Source organism: Aquabacterium sp. (genome assembly GCF_030652515.1).
Lineage (GTDB): Bacteria > Pseudomonadota > Gammaproteobacteria > Burkholderiales > Burkholderiaceae_C > Aquabacterium.
Genome location: NZ_JAUSAR010000010.1, coordinates 93,906 through 114,854, shown reverse-complemented (window position 1 = coordinate 114,854; position 20,949 = coordinate 93,906). Strand labels below are relative to the sequence as shown.

At 65.8% G+C, this 20,949-nt stretch carries 20 protein-coding genes; 11 read left to right on the top strand and 9 right to left on the bottom strand.

Annotated features, from left to right (window positions below; translation table 11 throughout):
* The first annotated feature begins 35 nt into the window (after positions 1 to 35).
* The 8 genes from Q7V20_RS01605 (at position 36) to Q7V20_RS01570 (ending at position 11,771) form a co-directional block, all read left to right on the top strand.
* Entirely contained in the window at positions 36 to 713 is a 678-nt protein-coding gene (locus Q7V20_RS01605) for a sugar transferase (protein ID WP_304786473.1), read from the top strand.
* Between the two features lie 11 nt (positions 714 to 724).
* Complete coding sequence (locus Q7V20_RS01600) at positions 725 to 1,864, top strand: glycosyltransferase (RefSeq protein ID WP_304786471.1); 1,140 nt, start codon at positions 725 to 727, stop codon at positions 1,862 to 1,864.
* Positions 1,865 to 2,027: 163 nt separating this feature from the next.
* Positions 2,028 to 4,418 carry a penicillin-binding protein 1A gene (locus Q7V20_RS01595; protein ID WP_304786469.1) on the top strand — a complete coding sequence of 797 codons (2,391 nt, stop codon included), beginning with the start codon at positions 2,028 to 2,030 and terminating at the stop codon, positions 4,416 to 4,418.
* Between the two features lie 65 nt (positions 4,419 to 4,483).
* A complete protein-coding gene (locus Q7V20_RS01590; RefSeq protein WP_304786467.1) occupies positions 4,484 to 5,761 on the top strand; it encodes a putative DNA modification/repair radical SAM protein in 1,278 nt (425 codons plus the stop codon).
* Complete coding sequence (locus Q7V20_RS01585; protein ID WP_304786465.1) at positions 5,755 to 6,636, top strand: TIGR03915 family putative DNA repair protein; 882 nt, start codon at positions 5,755 to 5,757, stop codon at positions 6,634 to 6,636. Before Q7V20_RS01590 ends, Q7V20_RS01585 begins: the two co-directional genes overlap by 7 nt.
* Positions 6,637 to 6,757: 121 nt before the next feature.
* Positions 6,758 to 8,209, top strand: coding sequence for an acetamidase/formamidase family protein (locus Q7V20_RS01580; RefSeq protein WP_304786463.1), 1,452 nt, complete (start codon positions 6,758 to 6,760; stop codon positions 8,207 to 8,209).
* An 82-nt stretch (positions 8,210 to 8,291) separates the two neighbouring features.
* The gene (locus Q7V20_RS01575; RefSeq protein ID WP_304786461.1) at positions 8,292 to 10,748 is read left to right on the top strand and encodes an acetamidase/formamidase family protein; all 2,457 of its coding nucleotides are present in this window, start codon (positions 8,292 to 8,294) and stop codon (positions 10,746 to 10,748) included.
* Between the two features lie 105 nt (positions 10,749 to 10,853).
* Positions 10,854 to 11,771, top strand: a complete 918-nt coding sequence (locus Q7V20_RS01570; protein WP_304786459.1) for an alpha/beta hydrolase — start codon at positions 10,854 to 10,856, stop codon at positions 11,769 to 11,771.
* Between the two features lie 2 nt (positions 11,772 to 11,773).
* Here Q7V20_RS01570 and Q7V20_RS01565 read toward each other — a convergent pair whose 3' ends face one another.
* From Q7V20_RS01565 to Q7V20_RS01530, 8 genes are read right to left on the bottom strand one after another with little or no spacing between them, the layout of a single operon-like run.
* A complete protein-coding gene (locus tag Q7V20_RS01565; protein WP_304786457.1) occupies positions 11,774 to 12,223 on the bottom strand; it encodes a MaoC family dehydratase in 450 nt (149 codons plus the stop codon).
* 22 nt (positions 12,224 to 12,245) lie between these two features.
* Positions 12,246 to 13,379 carry a thiolase family protein gene (locus Q7V20_RS01560; protein ID WP_304786455.1) on the bottom strand — a complete coding sequence of 378 codons (1,134 nt, stop codon included), beginning with the start codon at positions 13,377 to 13,379 and terminating at the stop codon, positions 12,246 to 12,248.
* 55 nt (positions 13,380 to 13,434) lie between these two features.
* Positions 13,435 to 14,004 carry a TetR/AcrR family transcriptional regulator gene (locus tag Q7V20_RS01555; protein WP_304786453.1) on the bottom strand — a complete coding sequence of 190 codons (570 nt, stop codon included), beginning with the start codon at positions 14,002 to 14,004 and terminating at the stop codon, positions 13,435 to 13,437.
* Positions 14,005 to 14,037: 33 nt separating this feature from the next.
* Positions 14,038 to 15,393, bottom strand: a complete 1,356-nt coding sequence (locus Q7V20_RS01550; RefSeq protein WP_304786742.1) for an ATP-binding protein — start codon at positions 15,391 to 15,393, stop codon at positions 14,038 to 14,040.
* Positions 15,393 to 16,067: a winged helix-turn-helix domain-containing protein gene (locus Q7V20_RS01545; protein ID WP_304786451.1), complete on the bottom strand. Its 675-nt coding sequence runs from the start codon at positions 16,065 to 16,067 to the stop codon at positions 15,393 to 15,395. The genes Q7V20_RS01550 and Q7V20_RS01545 overlap by 1 nt, the downstream gene beginning before the upstream one ends.
* 14 nt (positions 16,068 to 16,081) lie before the next feature.
* A complete protein-coding gene (locus Q7V20_RS01540) occupies positions 16,082 to 16,795 on the bottom strand; it encodes a cytochrome b/b6 domain-containing protein (protein WP_304786449.1) in 714 nt (237 codons plus the stop codon).
* A 7-nt stretch (positions 16,796 to 16,802) separates the two neighbouring features.
* Positions 16,803 to 17,273: a diheme cytochrome c gene (locus Q7V20_RS01535; RefSeq protein WP_304786447.1), complete on the bottom strand. Its 471-nt coding sequence runs from the start codon at positions 17,271 to 17,273 to the stop codon at positions 16,803 to 16,805.
* Positions 17,274 to 17,285: 12 nt separating this feature from the next.
* Entirely contained in the window at positions 17,286 to 17,633 is a 348-nt protein-coding gene (locus Q7V20_RS01530; RefSeq protein ID WP_304786740.1) for a DUF1924 domain-containing protein, read from the bottom strand.
* A 149-nt stretch (positions 17,634 to 17,782) separates the two neighbouring features.
* On the opposite strand from Q7V20_RS01530, the gene Q7V20_RS01525 reads away from it, so the two are divergent.
* The 3 genes from Q7V20_RS01525 to Q7V20_RS01515 are packed head-to-tail and all read left to right on the top strand — an operon-like array spanning position 17,783 to position 19,995.
* Positions 17,783 to 18,751, top strand: a complete 969-nt coding sequence (locus tag Q7V20_RS01525) for a cation diffusion facilitator family transporter (RefSeq protein WP_304786445.1) — start codon at positions 17,783 to 17,785, stop codon at positions 18,749 to 18,751.
* A 36-nt stretch (positions 18,752 to 18,787) separates the two neighbouring features.
* Positions 18,788 to 19,606: a zinc-dependent peptidase gene (locus tag Q7V20_RS01520; protein WP_304786443.1), complete on the top strand. Its 819-nt coding sequence runs from the start codon at positions 18,788 to 18,790 to the stop codon at positions 19,604 to 19,606.
* Entirely contained in the window at positions 19,606 to 19,995 is a 390-nt protein-coding gene (locus Q7V20_RS01515) for a hypothetical protein (protein WP_304786441.1), read from the top strand. The genes Q7V20_RS01520 and Q7V20_RS01515 overlap by 1 nt, the downstream gene beginning before the upstream one ends.
* A 9-nt stretch (positions 19,996 to 20,004) precedes the next feature.
* Here Q7V20_RS01515 and Q7V20_RS01510 read toward each other — a convergent pair whose 3' ends face one another.
* Complete coding sequence (locus Q7V20_RS01510) at positions 20,005 to 20,889, bottom strand: pirin family protein (protein ID WP_304786440.1); 885 nt, start codon at positions 20,887 to 20,889, stop codon at positions 20,005 to 20,007.
* Positions 20,890 to 20,949 lie beyond the last annotated feature (60 nt).

Here is a 20,949-nt window from a genome sequence, read left to right as displayed (position 1 = left end):
AAGATGAGCCGACAACCTCGCCTGAAAGCCCACTCATGAAGCCATCCACCTACGTGGCCACTGGCTTGAGTGTGCGCTCCCGACTGCGCCAGCAAGGCCCCACTTACGACCGATTGATCAGGCTGCTCAACCAGTTGTGCGCCGCCATCCTCATCGTGCTGACCAGCCCCATCATGCTGATGGTGGCCTGGCTGATCTGGCGCAAGGACGGTCGTCCTGTGCTCTTTGGCCACTACCGCGTCGGGCAGGATGGGCAGCTTTTCAAGTGCCTGAAGTTCCGCAGCATGGTGCTCAACGCGAGCGAGATCCTGGAGGAGTTGCTGCGCACCAACGCCGAAGCGCGAAAGGAGTGGGAGCGCGATCAGAAGCTGAACGACGACCCCCGCATCACACCCGTCGGCCGCTTTCTGCGCAAGACCAGCCTGGACGAGTTACCCCAGTTGTTCAACGTGCTGCGTGGCGACATGAGCCTGGTCGGGCCGCGCCCCATCACCCTTGCAGAGCTTGAGAAGTACGGCGAGGTTCGGTGGCACTACCTTCATGTTCGGCCCGGCATGACCGGACTGTGGCAAGTCAGTGGCCGCAGCGACACCACTTATGAAGAGCGCGTGGAACTGGACCGCACCTACATTGAGAAGCACACGCTATGGCATGACGCCGTCATCCTGGTGAAAACCATCCTGGTGGTGCTGGGCAAAGGAGGCGCTCGCTGAGCAGGCAGGCCATGAACGCATCCAGCAGAGCAGAAATCGGTGCGTCGCACGTGTTGCATGTGGTCGGCCGCGTCACCGAAGCCGTCTTCAGTTTCCTGGGCCCCGCCTCTGAAGCGCTGGCCCACGCGGGCTACGACCAGACCATCGTCATGCTGGACGACCCACGGCATGCTCACACCTTCAAGTTTCCCGTGCAGGTGCGACTGCTGACCGTGCCCGTCGATGCCCTTGGGCACCGGCACTGGATCGGCGTGGCCGCCGCTGTGCAGACGCTCACCGCCACCCATCAGTTCAGTGCCATCCACCTCCATGGTTTTCTGCCTTGGTTGCTGGGCACCCAGATGGGCCGCTGCATCCCGAAGCAGGCCTCGGTGTTCTACTCGCCCCACGGTTCGCGCACGCTGGGCCTGCTGCGCCCTTTCCAGACGGCGCTGGCATGGTGCTTGTCACTCGGGTCACCCACCCACAGGCAGGAGATCATTTTCAGCAGCAAGTCCGACGCTCAGCGCCTGGCGGTCAATGGCGTTCAGTCGGTCGTGACCATCGAGGCTGCACTCGACGAAGTGTTCTTCAACACCCCACGCAACGAGGCCCGTCGCCCGCTCGTGGTCTCGGGCGACCACCATGACGACCGGCGCAGCGTGGAAATGCTGTCCCGGCTGGCGGTGATCCTCAGCGCCGCCGAGCTGGGCCTGAACTTCAACTGGATCGGTGATGTCGGCATCGCCTCGGCCGCGCGGCTCAAGGCCGCCAATGTGGGGGCCTTTCCCATCCTCGACGATGCCAGGATCGCGTCCCGCCTGGCCACCGGTTGGGTCTTCATCGCGGCGGGCGAATCCACCGAGTTCCCGGTGATGCTGGCCAGCGCCATGGCCGTGGGCCTGCCCTGCGTGGTCGCGGCCCTGCCCTACCACCTGGACCTCATCCAGCATGGCATCAATGGCCTGGTCTACCACTCGGAAGAAGAAGCCCTGGCGATGGTCAGCAAGCTCGTGGACGACCCCGAGTTGCGCATCAGCCTGGGTGCCGCGGCCCGGGTCGATGCATTGGCGCGTTTCTCCAAGAGCAAGCTGGACCAGGCCCTGATCGCCGCCTACCACCACACCCCCCAGCCCGTGCACGCGGGCACGCTCGCCCCCAACGAGCACTGAGCGACCAGGCCGGGTGCCCCAGGCGGATGGGGGATGACCGCCAGCCAGCCGCGGTTCTTGCGCGCATGATGTCAACTTTGCAGACCCCCAAGCTGAACCACAATGCACCGTGGGCACGCCAATTGCCCACTCAGGCATTCACCCATGGGACAACCAAGCTGACATGAATTCACCACTGCGCCAGGCCTTGACCTGGCTGATGCTGGCCACTGCAGCCCTCACCGTCGCCGCTGCCATCTTCGTGGGCTACCAGGTCACCCAGGCCCCTCCGATCACCGAGCTGAAAACCACCCAGGTGCCGCAGCCCAGCGTGATCCTGTCGGCCGACGGCAAGACCATTGGCCGATTTCAGGAGCAAAGACTGCAGCCGGTCACGCTGGCCCAGGTCTCGCCCTACGTGACCCAGGCCCTGATCGCCACCGAGGACCACCGCTTCCGCGAACACAGCGGGGTGGATTGGCTGCGCAGCCTCAAGGCCATTTTGCGCACGGCCACTGGCCGCATGGAAGGCGGCTCCACGCTCACCCAGCAACTGGTGCGCAACCTCTTCCCCGAAGACATCGGCCGCTCGCGCAACCTGGGCCGCAAGGTCAAGGAGATCGTCACCGCCCTGCGCATCGAGCGCATCTACACCAAGGACCAGATCCTGGAGGCTTACCTCAACACGGTGCCATTCTTGTACAACGCCGTGGGCATCGAGGCCGCCGCGCACACTTACTTCGACAAGCCCGCGATCGAACTGGACGTGGCCGAAAGTGCCACCCTGGTCGGCATGCTGAAAGGCACCAACTACTACAACCCGGTGCTGCACCCCCAGCGCGCCAAAGCCCGGCGCAATCTGGTGCTGTCGCAGATGCTCAAACGCGGCGTGCTGTCCCAAGCCGATCACGACGCGGCCAGGCAAGAGGATTTGCAAGTCAGCCTGACCCACCAGGCGGTGGACCTGGACCTGGCCCCGCACTTCGCCGCCCAGGTGCGCCGTTGGCTGGACGACTGGGCCGATCAGCACGACCGCGACCTGTCACGCGAAGGCCTGGTCATCCACACCACGCTGGATTCGCGCCTGCAGGAAGCCGCCACGAAAGCGGTGGAGCGCCAGGCGCAGGCCCTGCAGAATGTGGCCGATCTGGAGTGGAGTGCCGCCTCGATGCCGGTGGTCTCCCGCTCGCTGGACAGCTATGCGCAGGGTGCCCCAGGTGGCAAGGCCTTTGCCCATTTCTGGCGCCAGCATCCCAGACTGCTGGCCGATGCCGCGCGCAAGACGCCCGACTACCGCAAGCTGATCAAGTCAGGCCAGCCCCCCGCCGAGGCCTTGAAGGCCGTGCTGGGCGATGCCGAGTTGATGGCCAAGGTGCGCGCCAGCAAGACCCGGCTTGAAGCCGGCTTCGTGGCCATCGACCCGCGCAATGGTGCGGTCAAGGCCTGGGTGGGCAGCCGCGACTTTGCCGACGAGCAGTTCGACCACGTGGGCCAGGCCGCGCGCCAGCCGGGCTCCACCTTCAAGCCCATCGTGTACGCCGCCGCGCTGGAATCCGGCATCCTGCCCACCCGCACCTACGTGGACACCCCCATCGAAGTGCGCCTGGGCAATGGCAAGGTCTGGCGGCCCACCGACATGTCGGGCAGCACCGGCGAATCGATGACCATGTGGCAAGGCCTGGTCTTGTCCAAGAACACCATCACCACCCAGGTCATGCAGGATGCCGGCCTGCCGCGCATCACCGCGCTGGCCAAGGCCATGGGCATCACCGACAGCACGCTGGACCCGGTGCCTTCGATGGCCCTGGGCACCAGCCCGGTCACCCTGCTGGAGATGGCCACGGTGTACGCCACCATCGCCAGTGGCGGCGAGCACAAGCAGCCTTACTTCGTCGAGCGCATCACCGACAAACAAGGCAAAGAAGTGGCCGTCTTCGGCCCCAACAAGGTGGACCGGGCCTTGTCTGCAGAGACGGTCAACAACCTGATCGACATGATGCGCGGCGTGGTCACCTATGGCACCGGCACCATGCTGCGCACGCGCTTCGTGCCTGAAGGCGACCTGGCCGGCAAGACCGGCACCACGCAGAACAACACCGATGGCTGGTTCATGGTCATGCACCCGCAACTGGTGACGGGCGCGTGGGTGGGCTTCAACGACCAGCACGTCACCATGCGCGGCAGTTACTGGGGCCAGGGTGGCCACAGTGCCTTGCTGCTGGTGGGCGATTTCTTGCGCACCGCCTTCAAGCAGAAGCTGGTGGATTCACAGGCGGCGTTCACCAGCCCACGCCGCCCCCCGGTGACCGGCAACGGCGAATGGAGCCCCACCAATGAAGAGGTTGATGAAAGCGCGCCCCTGCTGGACTCGGAGGGCAACCCGATCACCACCGATCCGGCTGGCGAACAACCGCTCAACCCGGCCATGGACGGCGATGCCGATGACGGTGAGGCGCCCAAGACATCGGACGAACTGGACCAGTTGGTGAACCGGCTGGGGCGCTCGTCGGACAACCGCCCGGCCATCAGCCCACCACCCCTGCCGGAACGGCCCGTCGAATCCATCAGGCCATGACCATGGCCGTCACCGGCTGAATTTCCAAGCTTGCGGAGGCGGGCTGGCAGCTGTATATTTATACAGTGAACATCCAGCAGAAACTCGCCATCCTGGCCGATGCCGCCAAGTACGACGCCTCGTGTTCGTCCAGCGGCACCAGCCAGCGTGATTCGGTCAAAGGCCGGGGCATCGGCTCCACCGAAGGCGCTGGCATCTGCCACAGCTACGCCCCGGATGGCCGCTGCATCTCGCTGCTCAAGATCCTGCTGACCAACTATTGCCAGTACGACTGCCTGTATTGCGTCAACCGCGTCACCAGCAACGTGCCGCGCGCGCGTTTCACAGTGGATGAAGTGGTGAAGCTGACGCTGGACTTCTACCGCCGCAATTGCATCGAAGGGCTGTTCCTCAGTTCCGGCATCATCCGCAATCCTGACTACACGATGGAGCAGGTGGTCGAGGTGGCGCGCGTGCTGCGCGAAGAGCACGATTTCCGCGGCTACATCCACCTCAAGACCATCCCCGATGCCAGCCCGGAACTGCTGGCCCAGGCCGGCCGCTTCGCCGATCGCCTGAGCATCAACATCGAGTTGCCCACGGCCGAGAGCCTGCAAAGCCTGGCCCCCGAAAAAGACGGCGCCGCCATCCGGCGTTCGATGGCGCGACTGCGTGTGCACATCGACGAGGCCAAGGAAGCTTCAGCGCCTGCGCCCATCATCTCGCGGCCACGCTCGGCACCCCTGGTGGCCTTGCCGCCGCGCTTCGCCCCTGGCGGCCAGAGCACCCAGATGATCGTCGGGGCCGACGCTACCAGCGACAGCGCCATCCTGGGCACCAGCGCCACGCTTTACGGCTCGTATCAGTTGCGCCGCGTCTACTACTCGGCCTTCAGCCCCATCCCCGATGCGCCGCGCGCCCTGCCCTCTCAAGCGCCGCCCCTGATGCGCGAGCACCGCCTTTACCAGGCTGACTGGCTGATGCGTTTCTACGGCTTCGCGCATGACGAGATCGTGCCACCAGGGGATGGCATGCTGTCGCTCGACCTCGACCCCAAACTGGCCTGGGCCCTGGCCCACCGCGAACGCTTCCCGGTCGACCTGAACCGCGCCCCGCGTGAATCGCTGCTGCGCGTGCCCGGCCTGGGCGTCAAGACCATCGAGCGCCTGCTGCAGACCCGGCGCGTGCGGCGGGTGCGTTGCAGCGACCTGTCGGTGCTGCGCGTCTCGCTCAAGAAAGTGCTGCCCTTCGTCATCGTGGCCGACCACCACCCCGGTCGCAGCCTGGACGCGCCTGACCTGGCCACGCGTTTGCGGCCCCAGCCCGCCGTGCAGACCGATCTGTTCGACACCGCACCATGCTGAACCGCACCGTTGAACTGACCGGGCCCATCGATCTGGCGGGCTTTCGGCAGGCCGCGCGCCAGTTGCTGGCCGAGCAAGTCCCACCTGAGGACGTGACGTGGACGCTGGCCTACCAGGGCCTGGGCGACCTGTTCGCTGAAGCGCCATCCAACGCCGCCGTGACGCACCCCGAGTCAGCATCCGCTCATGAGGCCAGTCCACCCAAGGTGCCCGCCTTCTTCCTGCCCCTGTGCCAGACCGCCATACTGCACCGCGAGCCGCGCCGCTTCGCCCTGATGTACCGCCTGCTGTGGCGCCTGCAACACCAGCCCGGTCTGCGCCACGACACGCTGGACCCGGACCGCAGCGCGCTCGAAGACCTCGCCCGCGTCGTGCGCCGCGACATGCACAAGATGACCGCCTTTGTGCGCTTTCGCACCGTGGCCGATGAGCATGCCGGCGGCCCCCTGCACATCGCCTGGTTCGAGCCCGACCACCACATCGTCGAGGCCACCGCGCCCTTCTTCCAGCGCCGCTTCACCAACATGCGCTGGGCCATCCTCACGCCCGAACGCTGTGCTCAATGGGATGGCGCACACCTGACGTTCCAGCCCGGGGCCCACCGCGACGATGCGCCCCCCGTGGATGCGGGTGAGCAACTGTGGCTCACCTATTACGAGCACATCTTCAACCCCGCCCGGCTCAAGGTGAAGATGATGGAGCGCGAGATGCCCCGTCGCTATTGGCACAACTTGCCCGAAGCCGCATTGATCGCGCCACTCGTGGCTGCGGCGCATCAGCGCAGCGGCACAATGATCGAACAAGGCCCTCAGGACATGATCAAGCGCCGCCCTGCAGCACCCCACCCAGCACGGGCTCCTTCGACCAAGTCCTGAACGAGACCCCGTGGTCGCGGCGACAAGCTTTTGTGCGTTGTCCGACAAGCGCCCAAAGCCCCCTGCCTCGAATAATGAAACGCAAGCACCCGCGTTCATCCCTTCGACAGGAAAGCCTCCCATGCTCAAACACATCTGCAGCCCCACGTGCACCCACGGCGTCTCGCCCGAAGACGAAAAAGACGTCAAGGAAGAGTTCAAGGTCGCGCGCCGGTCTTTCTTGCGCGACGCCATGGTGGCCAGCGGCACCGCCGTTTCGGCCAGCGCGCTCAGCGTGTCGATGACGCCCAGCGCCTTCGCGGCCAGCGCCAAGCCCGGCTCGGGCATGACCAGCCACTACTACATCCCCGCCAGCGCCAACACCGTGCTGTGGGGGTACTTCAGCAAATCGGCCAAGCCGGTGGTCACGGTCGAATCGGGTGATTTCGTCACCATCGAAACCCTCACCCACCACGCCAATGACGATGCCGAACGCATGGTGCGCGGTGACGCCGGGGCCGAAAGCGTCTTCCACTGGGACAGCACGAAAAAAGGCGTGAACCGCCGGGGTGCTGGCCCGATGGACGCCAAGGTGGGCGCCGGTGGCGGCCAGGGCGTGCACATCTGCACCGGCCCCGTCCACATCAAGGGCGCTGAAGCGGGCGACATCCTGGAAGTGCGCATCATCGACGTCACTCCACGGCCCAGTGCCAACCCGCTGTACAAGGGCCGCGCCTTCGGCAGCAACGCCGCCGCCAACTGGGGCTTCCATTACGGCGACACCCTGACCGAACCCAAGAAGCGTGAAGTTGTCACCATCTACGAGGTCGATGCCACCGGCGAGCGCAACTGGGCCCGCGCCGTCTACAACTACAAGTGGACGCCGCAGACCGACCCCTTCGGCGTGGTCCACCCCACCATCGACTACCCCGGCGTGCCCGTCAACCACAGCACCATCACCAAGAACGACAAGATCCTGCAGAACATCCGCATCCCCGTGCGGCCGCACTTCGGCACCATGGGCGTGGCCCCGGCCGAGGCCGACATGGTCACCTCCATCCCGCCCAACTACACCGGCGGCAACATCGACAACTGGCGCATCGGCAAGGGCGCCACGGTGTATTACCCGGTGGCCGTGCCCGGCGCCATGTTCTCTGTCGGCGACCCGCATGCATCCCAAGGCGACTCCGAGTTGTGCGGCACGGCCATTGAATGCTCGCTCACCGGCACCTTCCAGCTCATCCTGCACAAGAAGGCCAGCCTGCCCGGCACCCCGTTGGCCGAGTTGAACTACCCCCTGCTCGAGACGCAAGACGACTGGGTGCTGCACGGCTTCAGCTACGCCAACTACCTGGCCGAACTGGGCCCCGATGCGCAGAACGCCATCTACAGCAAATCATCGGTGGACCTGGCCTTGCGTGACGCGTATCACAAGATGCGCCACTTCCTGATGACCACGCAGCGCCTGGGCGAGGACGAGGCCATCTCGCTGATGTCGATCGCGGTGGACTTCGGCATCACCCAGGTGGTCGATGGCAACTGGGGCGTGCACGCGGTGGTGAAGAAGAGCATCTTCCCGGCGCGCGGCGTCTGAACTCAGGCCTTCAGACCACTGCGGGCACCGATCTTGCGCGTGCCCGTGAGGATCTTCCGATCCACGCGAAAGCCCTGAACCGATGTTGAACGACCTGCGGCGTTTTTCCACCAACGCCTTCCCTGAAGAGCTGCGCCAGTCCGCCTGGACCGAGGTGTTGGAGAAAGTGCTGATGGGCAATGGCACGCCCGGCCGTGCCTTGCCCCCGCTGGATGGCCACGTGTCATCGTGCAGCTCGGCGCTCGACTCGGTCTTCATCAAGCTGTCCTCGTCACCGCAGGTGTTGGTGCCGCACACCGGCAACGCGCACCGCTATGGCAACGCCGTGCTGGTGCTCAGCCTGCTGGCCGGCAGCGGCCTGGTCATCGAAGGCGACGAGACCGTCGCCATCAGCAGCGGCGACATCATCGTGCTGGAACCCACCCGCCCCTGGCGCATCGAGCTGAACACCGATTTCCGCGCCGTGGTCGTCAAGCTCGAATCGGCCAGCTTCGTGCTGCGCCTGGTGCGCACCAGCAAGCAGAACCTCAACAAGATTTCGGCGCGCACTGGCGTGGGCGCCGTCTGCCTGAACCTGATCCAATCCATCGCCGACGAGTTGGACCACCTGGGCCGCCACGAGTTGCCGCCCATTGAAGCCACGCTGACCGAGTTGCTCGTGGCCTGCCTGTCGCACATGGACGAGGACAGCGCTGAGGACTCCACCTCCGTGCAACTGGGCCACCTGCGCCGCGTGTGCCGATCGATGGAAGCGCGCTTGGGCGACCCCGACCTGGTGATCGACGACATCGGCCGGCTCGAAGGCCTGAGTACCCGCTACATCCAGAAGCTGTTCAAGGTGGGATCGACCACCTTCAGCGAATACCTCAAAGCCCGCCGGCTGGAGCGGTGCCGGCTGGACCTGGCCAACCCCGCGCTGGCGCATTTCACCATCGCCGAGCTCTGCTTCCGCTGGGGCTTCAACGACGCGGCCAATTTCAGCCGCGCCTTCACGGCCCGCTTCAAGCTGTCACCCAAGGCCTACCGCGCCGAACCACCGAAGAACCTGGACGCGCAACAAGTGCTGCAACGCGGCCGACCCACGCTGGGCAGCGTGCCGCCTGCGGGCGCGCGCGAACATGCGCGGCTCAGCGCCCAGGCCCAAGACCAACGAGAGGACAGCGGCGAGGCGCGCCGAAGCCAGTTCGAGAACCTGCTGAGCGACCACGCCCGCTACGCCCTCGCGTTGGCGCTGACCCCCAAGCGCGCGGCATCGGCCACCACGTCCTCGCCCACCGAAGCGCCGCCCCACCATTTCTACATCCCCGCCTCCGACAAGACCGTGCACTGGGGCTACTTCAGCCGCACGCTCAAGCACGCCATCTCGGTCAAGTCGGGCGACATCTTGACCATCGAGACGCTCACGCAGCACGCCAGCGACGACCGCGAACGCATGATCGACGGCGACCCCGGCGCCGAAAGCGTCTTCCACTGGACCTCCGACCGCAAAGGCGTGGACCGTCGCGGCGCCGGCCCGATGGATGCTTCCATCTTCGGGCGCGGCGCGGGCGAAGGCTTCGGCGTGCACATCTGCACCGGCCCGGTCTACGTGCAAGGCGCCGAACCGGGCGACGTGCTCGAGATCCGCATCCTCGACATCCTGCCCCGCCCCAGTTGCCACCCCAAGCACCATGGCAAGCTCTTTGGCAGCAACGCCGCCACCTGGTGGGGCTTCCAATACAAAGACCTGCTGACCGAGCCCAAGGAGCGCGAGGTCGTCACCGTCTACGAGATCCACGACACCGCCGCCCAACCCCACGCCAAGGCCGTCTACAACTACCGCTGGACGCCGCAGACCGATCCCTTCGGCGTGCGCCACGACACCATCGACTACCCCGGTGTGCCGGTGGACGAGGCGAGCATCGACAAGCAATACGGCGTGCTGTCCAAAGCCATCGTGCCCATTCGCCCTCACTTCGGCGTGCTGGCCGTCGCCCCCAAAGAGTTGGGCCTGGTGGACTCGATTCCCCCCGGCTACTTCGGCGGCAACCTGGACAACTGGCGTGCGGGCAAAGGCAGCAAGGTCTACCTGCCCGTGTCGGTCGATGGTGCGCTGTTCTCCGTGGGCGACCCGCATGCCTCGCAAGGCGACTCCGAGCTGTGCGGCACCGCCATCGAGTGCTCGCTCACTGGCGTGTTCCAACTGGTGCTGCACAAGAAGACGCAGATGTCCGGCACTTTCCTGGCCGACCTGAACTACCCCTTCCTGGAGACCGACGACGAGTGGGTGCTGCAGGGCCTGAGCTTTCCCAATCACCTGGCCGAACTCGGGCCCAACGCGCAAACCCAGGTCTACCAGAAGTCATCGCTGGAAGCCGCCATGCGCGATGCCTTCCGCAAGGCCCGCCATTACCTGATGACCGCGCACCACCTCAGCGAAGACGAGGCCATCTCGCTGATCTCGGTGGCCGTGGACTTTGGCATCACGCAAGTCGTGGATGGCAACCTGGGCATCCACGCCGTCATCCGCAAGGCGATCTTTCCGGACCACCAAGCCTGACCGCTGTAGGCCTCAGCCTACGCCCGCGCTTCTGCTTCACCGATGGACGGCAGCGCCTGGCCACGGGACACTGGGGCTCTCCATGCAGTCATGATCGGATCAGCCATGCTGAAGAAATGGTTCAAGCTGGCCGCCCTGTGGGGCGTGCTGGCCGCGCTGGCGGGTTGCTCCGCCACCCAGGCCATCAATGCCCTGGTGCCCAGCGACACCTACCGGCTCACCCCGGACGTGGCCTATGGCCCTCAGGCTCGTCAACGCCTGGACGTTTACCAGCCCAAAGCAGAGCCCCCCGAAGGTGGTTTTCCGGTCGTGGTGTTTTTCTATGGCGGCACCTGGCACATGGGCGAGCGCGCCCAATACCGATTCATGGGCGAGGCCCTGGCCGCGAACGGCATGGTGGCCATGGTGGCCGACTATCCGCTCTATCCCGAAGTGACCTACCCGGACTTCCTGCCCGACTGCGCCAAAGCCGTCGTCTATGCCTTGAACGAATCAGCGCGTTTCAGCGGCAACCCGCGCCGCGTGGTGGTCATGGGGCACAGCGCGGGCGCCTACAACGCCGCGATGATCGCGCTGGACCCTCGCTGGCTCGGCCAACAGGGCCATCAAGCCTCGGAGCTGGCGGGCTGGGTCGGACTGGCCGGCCCCTATGATTTCATCCCCATCATCGATCCGCAGACACGCGTGGTTTTCCACCACCCCAAGGTGCCGCTGGAGTCACAGCCCATCCGATATGTGAGCGCGAAAGCGCCGCGCACCTTCCTGGGCGCGGCCAAGGAAGACAAAGAGGTCAACCCCGAGCGCAACAGCGCGCAGTTGGCCGAGAAGCTGAAAGCGGCGGGCGTGCCTGTGAGCTTCGAACGCTATGACCACGTGGGCCACGTGTCCCTGGTGGGCTCATTCGCACAACCCTTGCGCTGGTTGTCACCCGCACTCAAGGACGTGAGCGCTTTCGTCAAGGGCCTGCCGCCGGTGCCCGGCCAGGCTCACGTCAAGGAAGCTCGCCAGCCCGCCAGCCCTTGATGTCAGGACACCCGGCGCGGCACCACCATCTTGACCAGCAGCACTTGAACCACATCGCCATGCTGATTGAGGGTCTCGTTGCGCACAGTCATCATGCCCTGCTGGGGCTTGGACCGCGAGGGCGTCACCGACACCACTTCGCTCTCGACATGCAGCACATCGCCAGGCCGCGTCGGCTTGGGCCAGCTGATGTCGCCGCCCGCCCCGATGAGGCCGCCTTCAACCGGCATGCCGCCCTGCACCATCAAGCGCATGGTGATGGCCGCCGTGTGCCAGCCACTGGCGGCCAGGCCGCGAAACAAGGTGGACTTGGCCGCCTCATCGTCCAGGTGAAAGGGCTGCGGATCGAACTGCGCCGCGAAGGCCTTGATCTGCGCCTCGTCGATCAGGTGCGAGTCGCTGACGAAGCGCTGGCCCACTTCAAAATCGTCCAGGAAAAGTTTTTGGCTCATGGTGGTCCTTGCTGGCAATCCATCAAACACGCTCCAGGATGGTGGCAATGCCCTGGCCACCGCCGATGCACTGGGTGGCCAGCGCATAGCGGCCATTCTCACGCACCAGCAGCGCCGCTGCCTTGCCCGTGATGCGCGCGCCCGTGGCACCCAGCGGGTGGCCAATGGCCAGGCCGCCGCCGTCCAGGTTCACCGTGGCCGGGTTCAGGCCCAGGTCGCGGATGCAGGCCAGCGCTTGCGAGCCAAAGGCCTCGTTGATCTCGACCACGTCCAGGTCGGCCACTTGCAAACCGGCCCGGGCCAGGGCCTTGCGCGTGGCCGGGATCGGGCCGATGCCCATCACGGCCGGGTCCACGCCCACCGAGGCAAAAGACTTGATGCGGGCCGTGGCCTTCAGGCCATGACGCGCCGCGAACTCATCGCTGGTCACCAGCACCACCGAGGCGCCATCGGTCAGCGGCGACGAGGTGCCCGCCGTGACCACGCCCGTGGGGCGGAACACCGGACGCAGCGCTGCCAAGGCCTCCAATGACGTTGAAGGCCGGATGCAACCATCGGCCTCGATCAGCTCGCCCGTGGCGGTGCGGATGGGGATGATCTCGTCCTTCAAATGCCCGCCTTCACGCGCGGCGGCGGCCTTCTGGTGCGACTGCATGGCCAGCAACTCCTGATCGGCACGCGCCACGTTCCAGCGCTCGGCCACGTTCTCAGCCGTCTCGCCCATGGTGATGTAGGCGTCCGAATGCTCGAACAACTCGGGGCTGGGTGAGAAGTTGAAGCCGCCTTGCGGCACCATCGTCATCGACTCCACGCCCACGCACAAGAAAGCCTCGCCCATGCCCGCCTCGATCTGCGCGGCCGCGATGTGGATGGCCTGCATGGACGAGCCGCAAAAGCGGTTCACCGTCATGCCCGGCACTTCGTGCGGCAAGCCAGCCAGCAGCCCCACGATGCGCGCCAGGTTGTTGCCTTGCGAAGACTCGGGGTAAGCGCAACCCAGGATCACGTCCTCCAGCAAGGCCGGGTCCAGGTCGGTGCGTTGCAGCAGCCCCTTGACCACCTGAGCGGCCAGGTCGTCGGGGCGCACCTTGGCCAGCGCGCCCTTGTTGGCGAAGTGAAAGGGTGAGCGGGCGTAGCCAGCGATGACGGCTTTCATGACAATCTCCTTCTACCATCCAGTAGGTAGTCTTCACGGGTAAAAAAAGGCGGGCCTAATCCGGCAAGCCCAACAGCGCAAAGGCGGGCGCCACCGCTTGGTCGAAATCACTCGCCTGGCCAGTGGCGCGGGCGGCCAGCAAGGCCCCCTGCCCCAGCGCGAACACATGGGCGGCGATGCTTTCGGGCGAGGCTACCCGCGGCATCTGGCGCAAAACGCCGGTCAGCCACTGCACCTGCCCGGCGCGCAACTGGCGCACGGCCTCGCGCATTTCCTCGTTCATGCAATCCCAACCAGGCACCACAGAGCCCGCAGGACAGACGCGCGAGCCCGCGCCCAGGCCGTTGCGCAGCATCTTGAAGTAAGACCGTAATTGCCGCTCAGGGGGGCCTTCGCGAGTGCCCGCCCAATCACGAAATCTTTGCGTGGCCTCCACCAACACCGCCACGCCCAACGATTCCTTCGAGGGGAAGTGGTGGTACAGGCTGGCCTTGCGGATGCCCACGCGCTCGGCAATGTCCTGGAAGCTGAAGCCCAGGTAGGAGCGTGTTTGCATGAGTTCGCGCGCCACTTGCAGGATGTGACTGCGGGTGGTGACTTCGGCGGTGAGGGTGGGAGCGCTCATGACTACCTACCATAAGGTAGTTTACAAGCCTTGTCAAGCGGGCGGCGAAGCAGCCCCCTTCACGTGCACCGCCAAACCGCCGAGCTGGGGCGAGGGCTGGACCTGTAGGTCAAGGCGGTGCACCTGGGCAATGCGCTGAACGATGGACCAGCCCAGTCCACTGCCACTCTCCGCGCTGCCTGGCACCCGGAAAAACCGCTCGCCCAGTCTTCGCCGGTCCGCCTCGGCCAACCCAGGACCACTGTCCTCCACACTCAACACCACACGTCCAGCCTCTTGGCGCAGCACCACAGTCACGCGGGCCGACGGTGGGCTGTACCGCACCGCGTTGTCCACCAGGTTGCGCACCAAGACCGCCAGCAGCGTCTCGTTGCCAGGCAGACGGCAGGGCTCGGGCGCTTCGAACTCCAAGGTCTGGTGCTTGCCCAGCGCCTTGGGTGCCAGCTCGGCCAACACACCTTGGGTCAAAGCGCGCAGTTCCACCACCTCAAGCGCCGTGGCATCGGACGCCTCCAACCGGGACAAGGTCAGCAACTGATCCACCAGGCGGGTGGCCCGGTCACAGCCCTGCACAGTGTTGAGCAGCGCATGACGCCGAGCCAGGTCGTCGGCCTCGGCCAAGGCCACCTGCGCCTGAGTTCGGATCGCGGCGATGGGGGTGCGCAGCTCATGGGCAGCGTCTGCGGTGAAGCGACGCTCGGAGGCCAGCAGTTGGTCGATGCGCGCGAACAAGGCGTTCAAGGCTTCGATCATCGGCAACATCTCCACCGTCGCCCCGGCCACCGCCACGGGATGCAGCGCCTGCGGCGCGCGCTGCGCCAGCACCTGGCCCAAACGCCGCATGGGCGCCACCCCCAGACGCACGGCCCACCACACCGCCAACGCCAACAGCGGCAGCGCCACGACCATGGGCCACAAGGTGCTGCGCAAAACCGCCCACAGGATCTCCAGGCGCGAGCTCATCTGCTCGCCCACATAGACCCGCACGTCCTGTTCACCACCCTCGGCCGCGAAGACCCGCCAGCTCAGGCCATCGATCTGCACGGTGTCAAAACCAGCGCGGAAAGACTGCCCTGGCGGCGCCATGGGCACGGCAGGTGCGTTGGCCGAGCGCAGCGCCAGGCGCCCCTCATGGAACACCTGGAAGGCCACCTTGGGTGCATAGCGGTGCAAAGTGGGTGCGTCAAGGTCATGGCGATCGTCTTCGATCTCGCCTTGCTGCTGCACCACCAGCAAGGCCGCGGCCTGCGCCAGGTGGCCATCAAGCAACTCCTCCAGCTCATGCCGCGCGTCAAACCAGGTGATGACGGCGGTGCTCAGCCACACGACCACGACCATCCCCAGCACCCACGCCAACAAACGCCCCTGGATGGAACGCGGTGCGCTGATCATGGCAAGGTGGGCGCTTCGCGCAGCAACAAGTAGCCCACGCCCCGCACGGTCTGGATCAGACTGCTGCCCAGCTTGCGGCGCAGGTGGTGGATGTGAACCTCGACCGCATTGCTGTCGACCTCATGCCCCCAGCTGTAGAGGTGCTGCTCGATCTGCTCGCGCGACAGCACCCGGCCCGCGTTGAGCATCAAGGCCTGCAGCAAGTCGAACTCGCGCGTCGACAAGGTGACCAAGGTGCCCGCCTGCCTCACCGTGCGGGCGGCCGGGTCCAGCACCACGTCCTGGGCTTGCAGACATTCCTGAGGCTGGCCATGGGCACGGCGCACCAGGGCGCGCAGGCGGGCCGCCAGCTCTTGCAGGTCCACCGGCTTGACCACGTAGTCGTCGGCCCCCACGTCCAGCCCCTGGATGCGGTCGGGCACCGCGTCACGCGCGGTCAGCACCAACACCGGCGCCGAGATGCCATCACGGCGAACCGCGGCCAGCACCGCCAAGCCGTCCTTCAAGGGCAAGCCCAGGTCCAGCACGGCCACCGCGTAGGCCTGGGTGCGCAGTTCGCGCTCGGCAGCCAGGCCATCGCGCACCCAATCGACCTGGAAGCCCAGTTGCCGCAGGCCGGCTTGCAAGCCATCGCCCAGCAGGGGGTCATCCTCGGCAAGCAGAAGGCGCATGGCACAGGGGGCTTTCAATCGTCGTCATGGTCGGCCTGGCGCTCATGGCGGGACAGGGTTGGGTTGGCGTCGGAAGGAGAAGCACCGGGTGCCCCGTTCCATTGCCAGAGCCAGAATGCCACAACACCGCCGACCAAGGCGAGCGCCAGCCAACCATGGTTGCGCGAGGCCACATCGGGGCCGGGGCCCGGCCCACGGCCGGTGAGCATGGGCAAGGCCTGGTTCTGGCGACGCCACAGGCTCAGCAGCACAATCAGCCCGATGTGCAGCAGCACGACGGCCAGCAGGGCATTGCCGAAGAACTCATGCACCTCCTCCAGCCATTCGCCGCCCCATTCGTCCCACACGGCATAGCCGCTCAAGGTCAAAGGCAGGATCAGGCTCAGGATGAGCGCCACCGCCAAGGCCATCAGCACGTTCTGCCCCAAACGTGCATTGGTGGGCGCGGCCAGCCAGGTGGGCAGGCTGCGCAGCTTGCGCCACAGCACCGACAAGCGCACCTGGCGTGGCCCGAACAACCCCCACAGCAAGCGGGCCACCAACAGACCGCCCAGGGTGTAGCCCAAGGTGACGTGCACCAGGCGCCAACGCTCGCCATCGGCGGTGAGGTAGGCGCCGGTGAAGCTCAGCGCCATCAACCAGTGCAAGGCGCGGGTGGTGGCATCCACCATGCGCCGACGGGCAGGTACGGTGGTGGGCCGGGAAGAACTCAATGGCGTGGTGGTCATGATGGTCTCACTTGGGAATCCGGATGCGGTCTTCGTCGAAATCACCCCGGTCGGCCCCGGCATGGCAGGCCATGCAGTTGGCCGGGCTCTTGATCGCAGGGCGGCGCCAGGTGGCCGCGGGCACCTCGTCGTGCTGGCGCAGGAACCAGGCCGAGCGCGTGATGCGGTCTTGCTCAGGCTCCTCGCGCACGCGGCGGTGGCTGCCCGCATTCGCCGTGAGCCAGTCGGCCAACTGTTTGACCGTGGCCGGGTCCAGCGAGGCATCGGTGCCGAAGTGCTTGGGCAAGGTGTTCATCAAACGCCACCAGGATGCCGCTGGCAACAGGCCGGGTGGATAGGCCAGGTGGCAGGCGGCGCATTCTTGCTGGTACTTGGGCAACAAGGGAACGCGCGTCATGCGTTCGCCGTCGTCGGCGATGGCCGCTTGCAGGCAGCACAGGGCGATGAGCAGCCCCCACAGAACTCGGATCGACGTCATGATTTCTCCTGGTCAGGGTTTGAGCGTGATCAACCAGCCCAGCACATCCGCTTTTTCAGCGGCGCTGCATTCGCGGCCCAGCACGTCGTTGCAATTGCGGCGAAACCACTTTTCGGTCTTGGCCGAGTCCGTGAAGCGTTCCGGATTGAAGGCAGGGGCCAGTGGCTGGATGACCTTGCCGGTCGAGGCATGCCGTGCGGCCTGGGTGGGCACGGCGCCATGGCATGAGGCGCAACTCCATTCACGTCCATGGCGGGCGGTGAAGAACGACTGACCCCGACTGGGCACCGCCGGTGCGCCCGCCTGGGCGGTGTAGCCCGCCAGTTGATCGGCTGGCGTGGCCGCCAGCGCCGGATTCATCACCAGGCACGCCGCCACCCCGGCCGTGAAGGCGGTCAGGGTACGCAAGGGCATCTGGGACACAGCGGGCAAGTTCATGGGTGGCTCCTTTCCACTCATGATGCCGACAGCGTCTTAGGGCTTTCTTAAGCCATGGCTAAGATGCGTCCATGAACTTCAATGACCTTGCCGACGATTCCGAAGACGCCCAGCACAGCCCGGCAGAGCGCGCCACCGCGGCCTCGCGCAGCACCTGGGTCAGCGTGGGCGTCAACCTGGTCCTCACGGTGGGCCAGATCGTGGTGGGCATCCTGGCCAAGTCCCAGGGCCTGATCGCCGACGGCATCCACTCCCTGTCCGACCTGGTGGCCGACTTTGTCGTGCTGTTCGCCAACCACCACAGTCAGAAAGACGCCGACGAGGACCACCCCTATGGCCACCAGCGTTTCGAAACCGCCGCCTCGCTGATCCTCGGGGCCTTGCTGCTGGCCGTGGGCGTGGGCATGCTGTGGTCCGCCGCCCTCAAGTTGCAGTCGCCCGAGACCGTGCAGACGGTGCACGTGGTCGCGCTTTGGGCGGCGGGCGCAGCCCTCATCGCCAAGGAGCTGCTGTTCCGCTACATGCTGGCGGTGGCCAAACGCGTCAAGTCCGGCATGCTGGTGGCCAATGCCTGGCACGCCCGCTCGGACGCGGCCTCTTCGCTGGTGGTGGGGCTGGGCATCGTGGGCAACCTGGCAGGCTACCCCATCCTGGATCCGATCGCCGCGCTCATCGTCGGCTTCATGGTGGCGCGCATGGGCTGGGGTTTCGGCTGGGACGCCCTGCATGATCTGGTCGACCGATCGGTGGACGAAGCCGAAGTGCAAGCCATCCGCCAGACCCTGATGGACACCCCAGGCGTGAGCAACGTCCACGATGTGCGCACCCGCAAGATGGGCGACATGATCATCGTGGACGCGCACATCGAGGTCGATGCCCTGATCACCGTCGAAGCTGGCCACGACATCGCTGTGGAGGCCCGCCAACGTGTGCTGCAACGCCACCGGGTGCTCAACCTGATGACGCATGTGGACCCCTGGCACCGCCCCGACCTGGACCACCCGGCGCTTGAAACCGCGCCAGGCGGCCCCACCTGCTGAGCCAGGCCCGCACGGCCCAAGGAGGCCCCATTGCCCATGCTCATCGTCACCGTCCTGGGCCTTTTGCTGGTCGCTTGGTTCATCGGGCAGCCCTGGCTGACCGAACGGCGCCGCCGCCACTGGCGCAGCCAACCTTTCCCGCCCGCTTGGCGCGCCATCCTGAAAAAACGCGTGCCCTACCTGCGCGCCCTGCCCGCCGACCTGCAGCTCCAGCTCAAGCAACACATCCAGGTCTTCCTGGCTGAAAAGGCCTTCATCGGCTGCGCTGGCCTGGTCATCACCGACGAGGTCCGCGTCACCATCGCGGCGCAGGCCTGTCTGCTCATCCTCAACCGCGCCAAGACCGACTACTACCCCGAGCTGCGCCAGATCCTGGTCTACCCCGGCGCCTTCATCGTCGACAAAGTGCACACCGACGAGACCGGCGTGCTGCAGGACCACCAGCGGCAAGTGCTGTCCGGCGAATCGTGGTCGCAAGGCCAGGTGATCCTGTCCTGGCAGGACACGGTCGAAGGCGCGGCCATCCCGGACGATGCGCACAACGTGGTCATCCACGAGTTTGCGCACCAGCTTGACCAGGAAACCGGCCTGGCCAATGGCGCGCCCAACCTGCCTGGCCCTGAACGCTATCGGCGCTGGTCAAAAATCATGCACGACGCCTTTGACGAGTTGCAGGAGCAGGCCGATCGCGGCGAGGAATCGCTGTTCGACCCCTATGGCGCCACCAACCCGGCCGAGTTCTTCGCGGTGGCCTCCGAGACCTTCTTTGAGCGCCCCGGGCCCATGGCCGAGCAGTACCCGAGCCTCTACCATGAGCTGTGCGGCTTCTACCGCGTGAACCCCTTGAGCTGGTGATGGACTGGACCCTCGAACTTCAAAGCTCCGAAGTGCAGTTGACCGACACGGCCGATCAGCAAGTGTGCTTGTGCTTCTCAGCCGCGCTGGTGCGGCAAGGGGAGGCGGACACCTTTCACGCCGAAGAAGGCCATGTCAAAGGTGTGGTGCTGCGGTTTGACCAAGTCACCTGGACAGGCGATGTGCCCCTGTGCATCGGGGCTTTGTCAGACAGCTTCGTGATGGTCGATGGCGTGCTGCACCGGCACCTGCCCGTGGGTTGGTCGGCGTCTGGCACCATCAACGCCGAGTTCAACTTCCGATCCGGCACCACCCTGACGGTGCTGGCGCAAGCCGTGCATTGCCAGGCACCCGACGATCCCCTTTTCGTGACGTCTTATGCCTGCTAGGGCTTGAGCTCAATACGGGCGCTTGGCCGGCAGGTCGATGCGCTCCTGGTCATCGCCCGGCACGCTCTTGAACAGCCCATTGTCCCAATCCTGGGCGGCCTGCGTGATGCGCTCTTTCTGGCTGGACACGAAGTTCCACCACATGAAGCGGTGCCCATCCAAGGGCGCCCCGCCGATGATCACCAGGCGTGCCTCGGCACCAGCACCATTGGCCAGCACACCCCCATCATCGTCCAGCACCACCATGGTGTGCGCTGCCACGGCCTCGCCATCCAGGGTCAAGGCCTGGTCCACGGCGTAAAGGGCCGCTTCTTCCGCCAACTTGGGCAAGGTCAGGCTTTGCCCGGCCGCCAGCTTGATGTCCAGGTACAAGGTGGGCGACAAGGGCTGCACGGGCGAGGTCAAGCCCCAGGCCGAGCCCACCAGCACGCGGATGGTGGCGCCTTGCACCGTCACTTCAGGGATCTGGTCGGCGGGCGTGTGGGCAAAGCTGGGCGCCGATTCCTCATGCGCTTGCGGCAGCGCCACCCACAACTGCAAACCATGCGTGCGGCGGCCCGCGTGCTTCAAGTCATCGGGCGTGCGCTCTGAATGCACGATGCCGCGCCCGGCGCTCATCCAGTTGATGGCGCCCGGCTCGATGCGCTGCACCGTGCCCAGGTTGTCACGGTGCATCATCGCGCCTTCGTACAGGTAGGTCACCGTGGCCAGCCCGATGTGCGGGTGGGGCCGCACATCGCTGTTCATGCTCGGCGCTTGTACCACCGGCCCAAAGTGGTCAAAAAAAATGAATGGCCCGACAGACTGACGCGCTGCGGCCGGCAACATGCGGCGCACCACGAAACCGCCGCCCAAATCGGTCTGATGGCCCGTCAATGTCAATGTGATGCCCATGGTGCTTGTTCCTTGTCCGATCCCGCATTGTGACTTGTCACAAGCAAAAAAATGACCCGG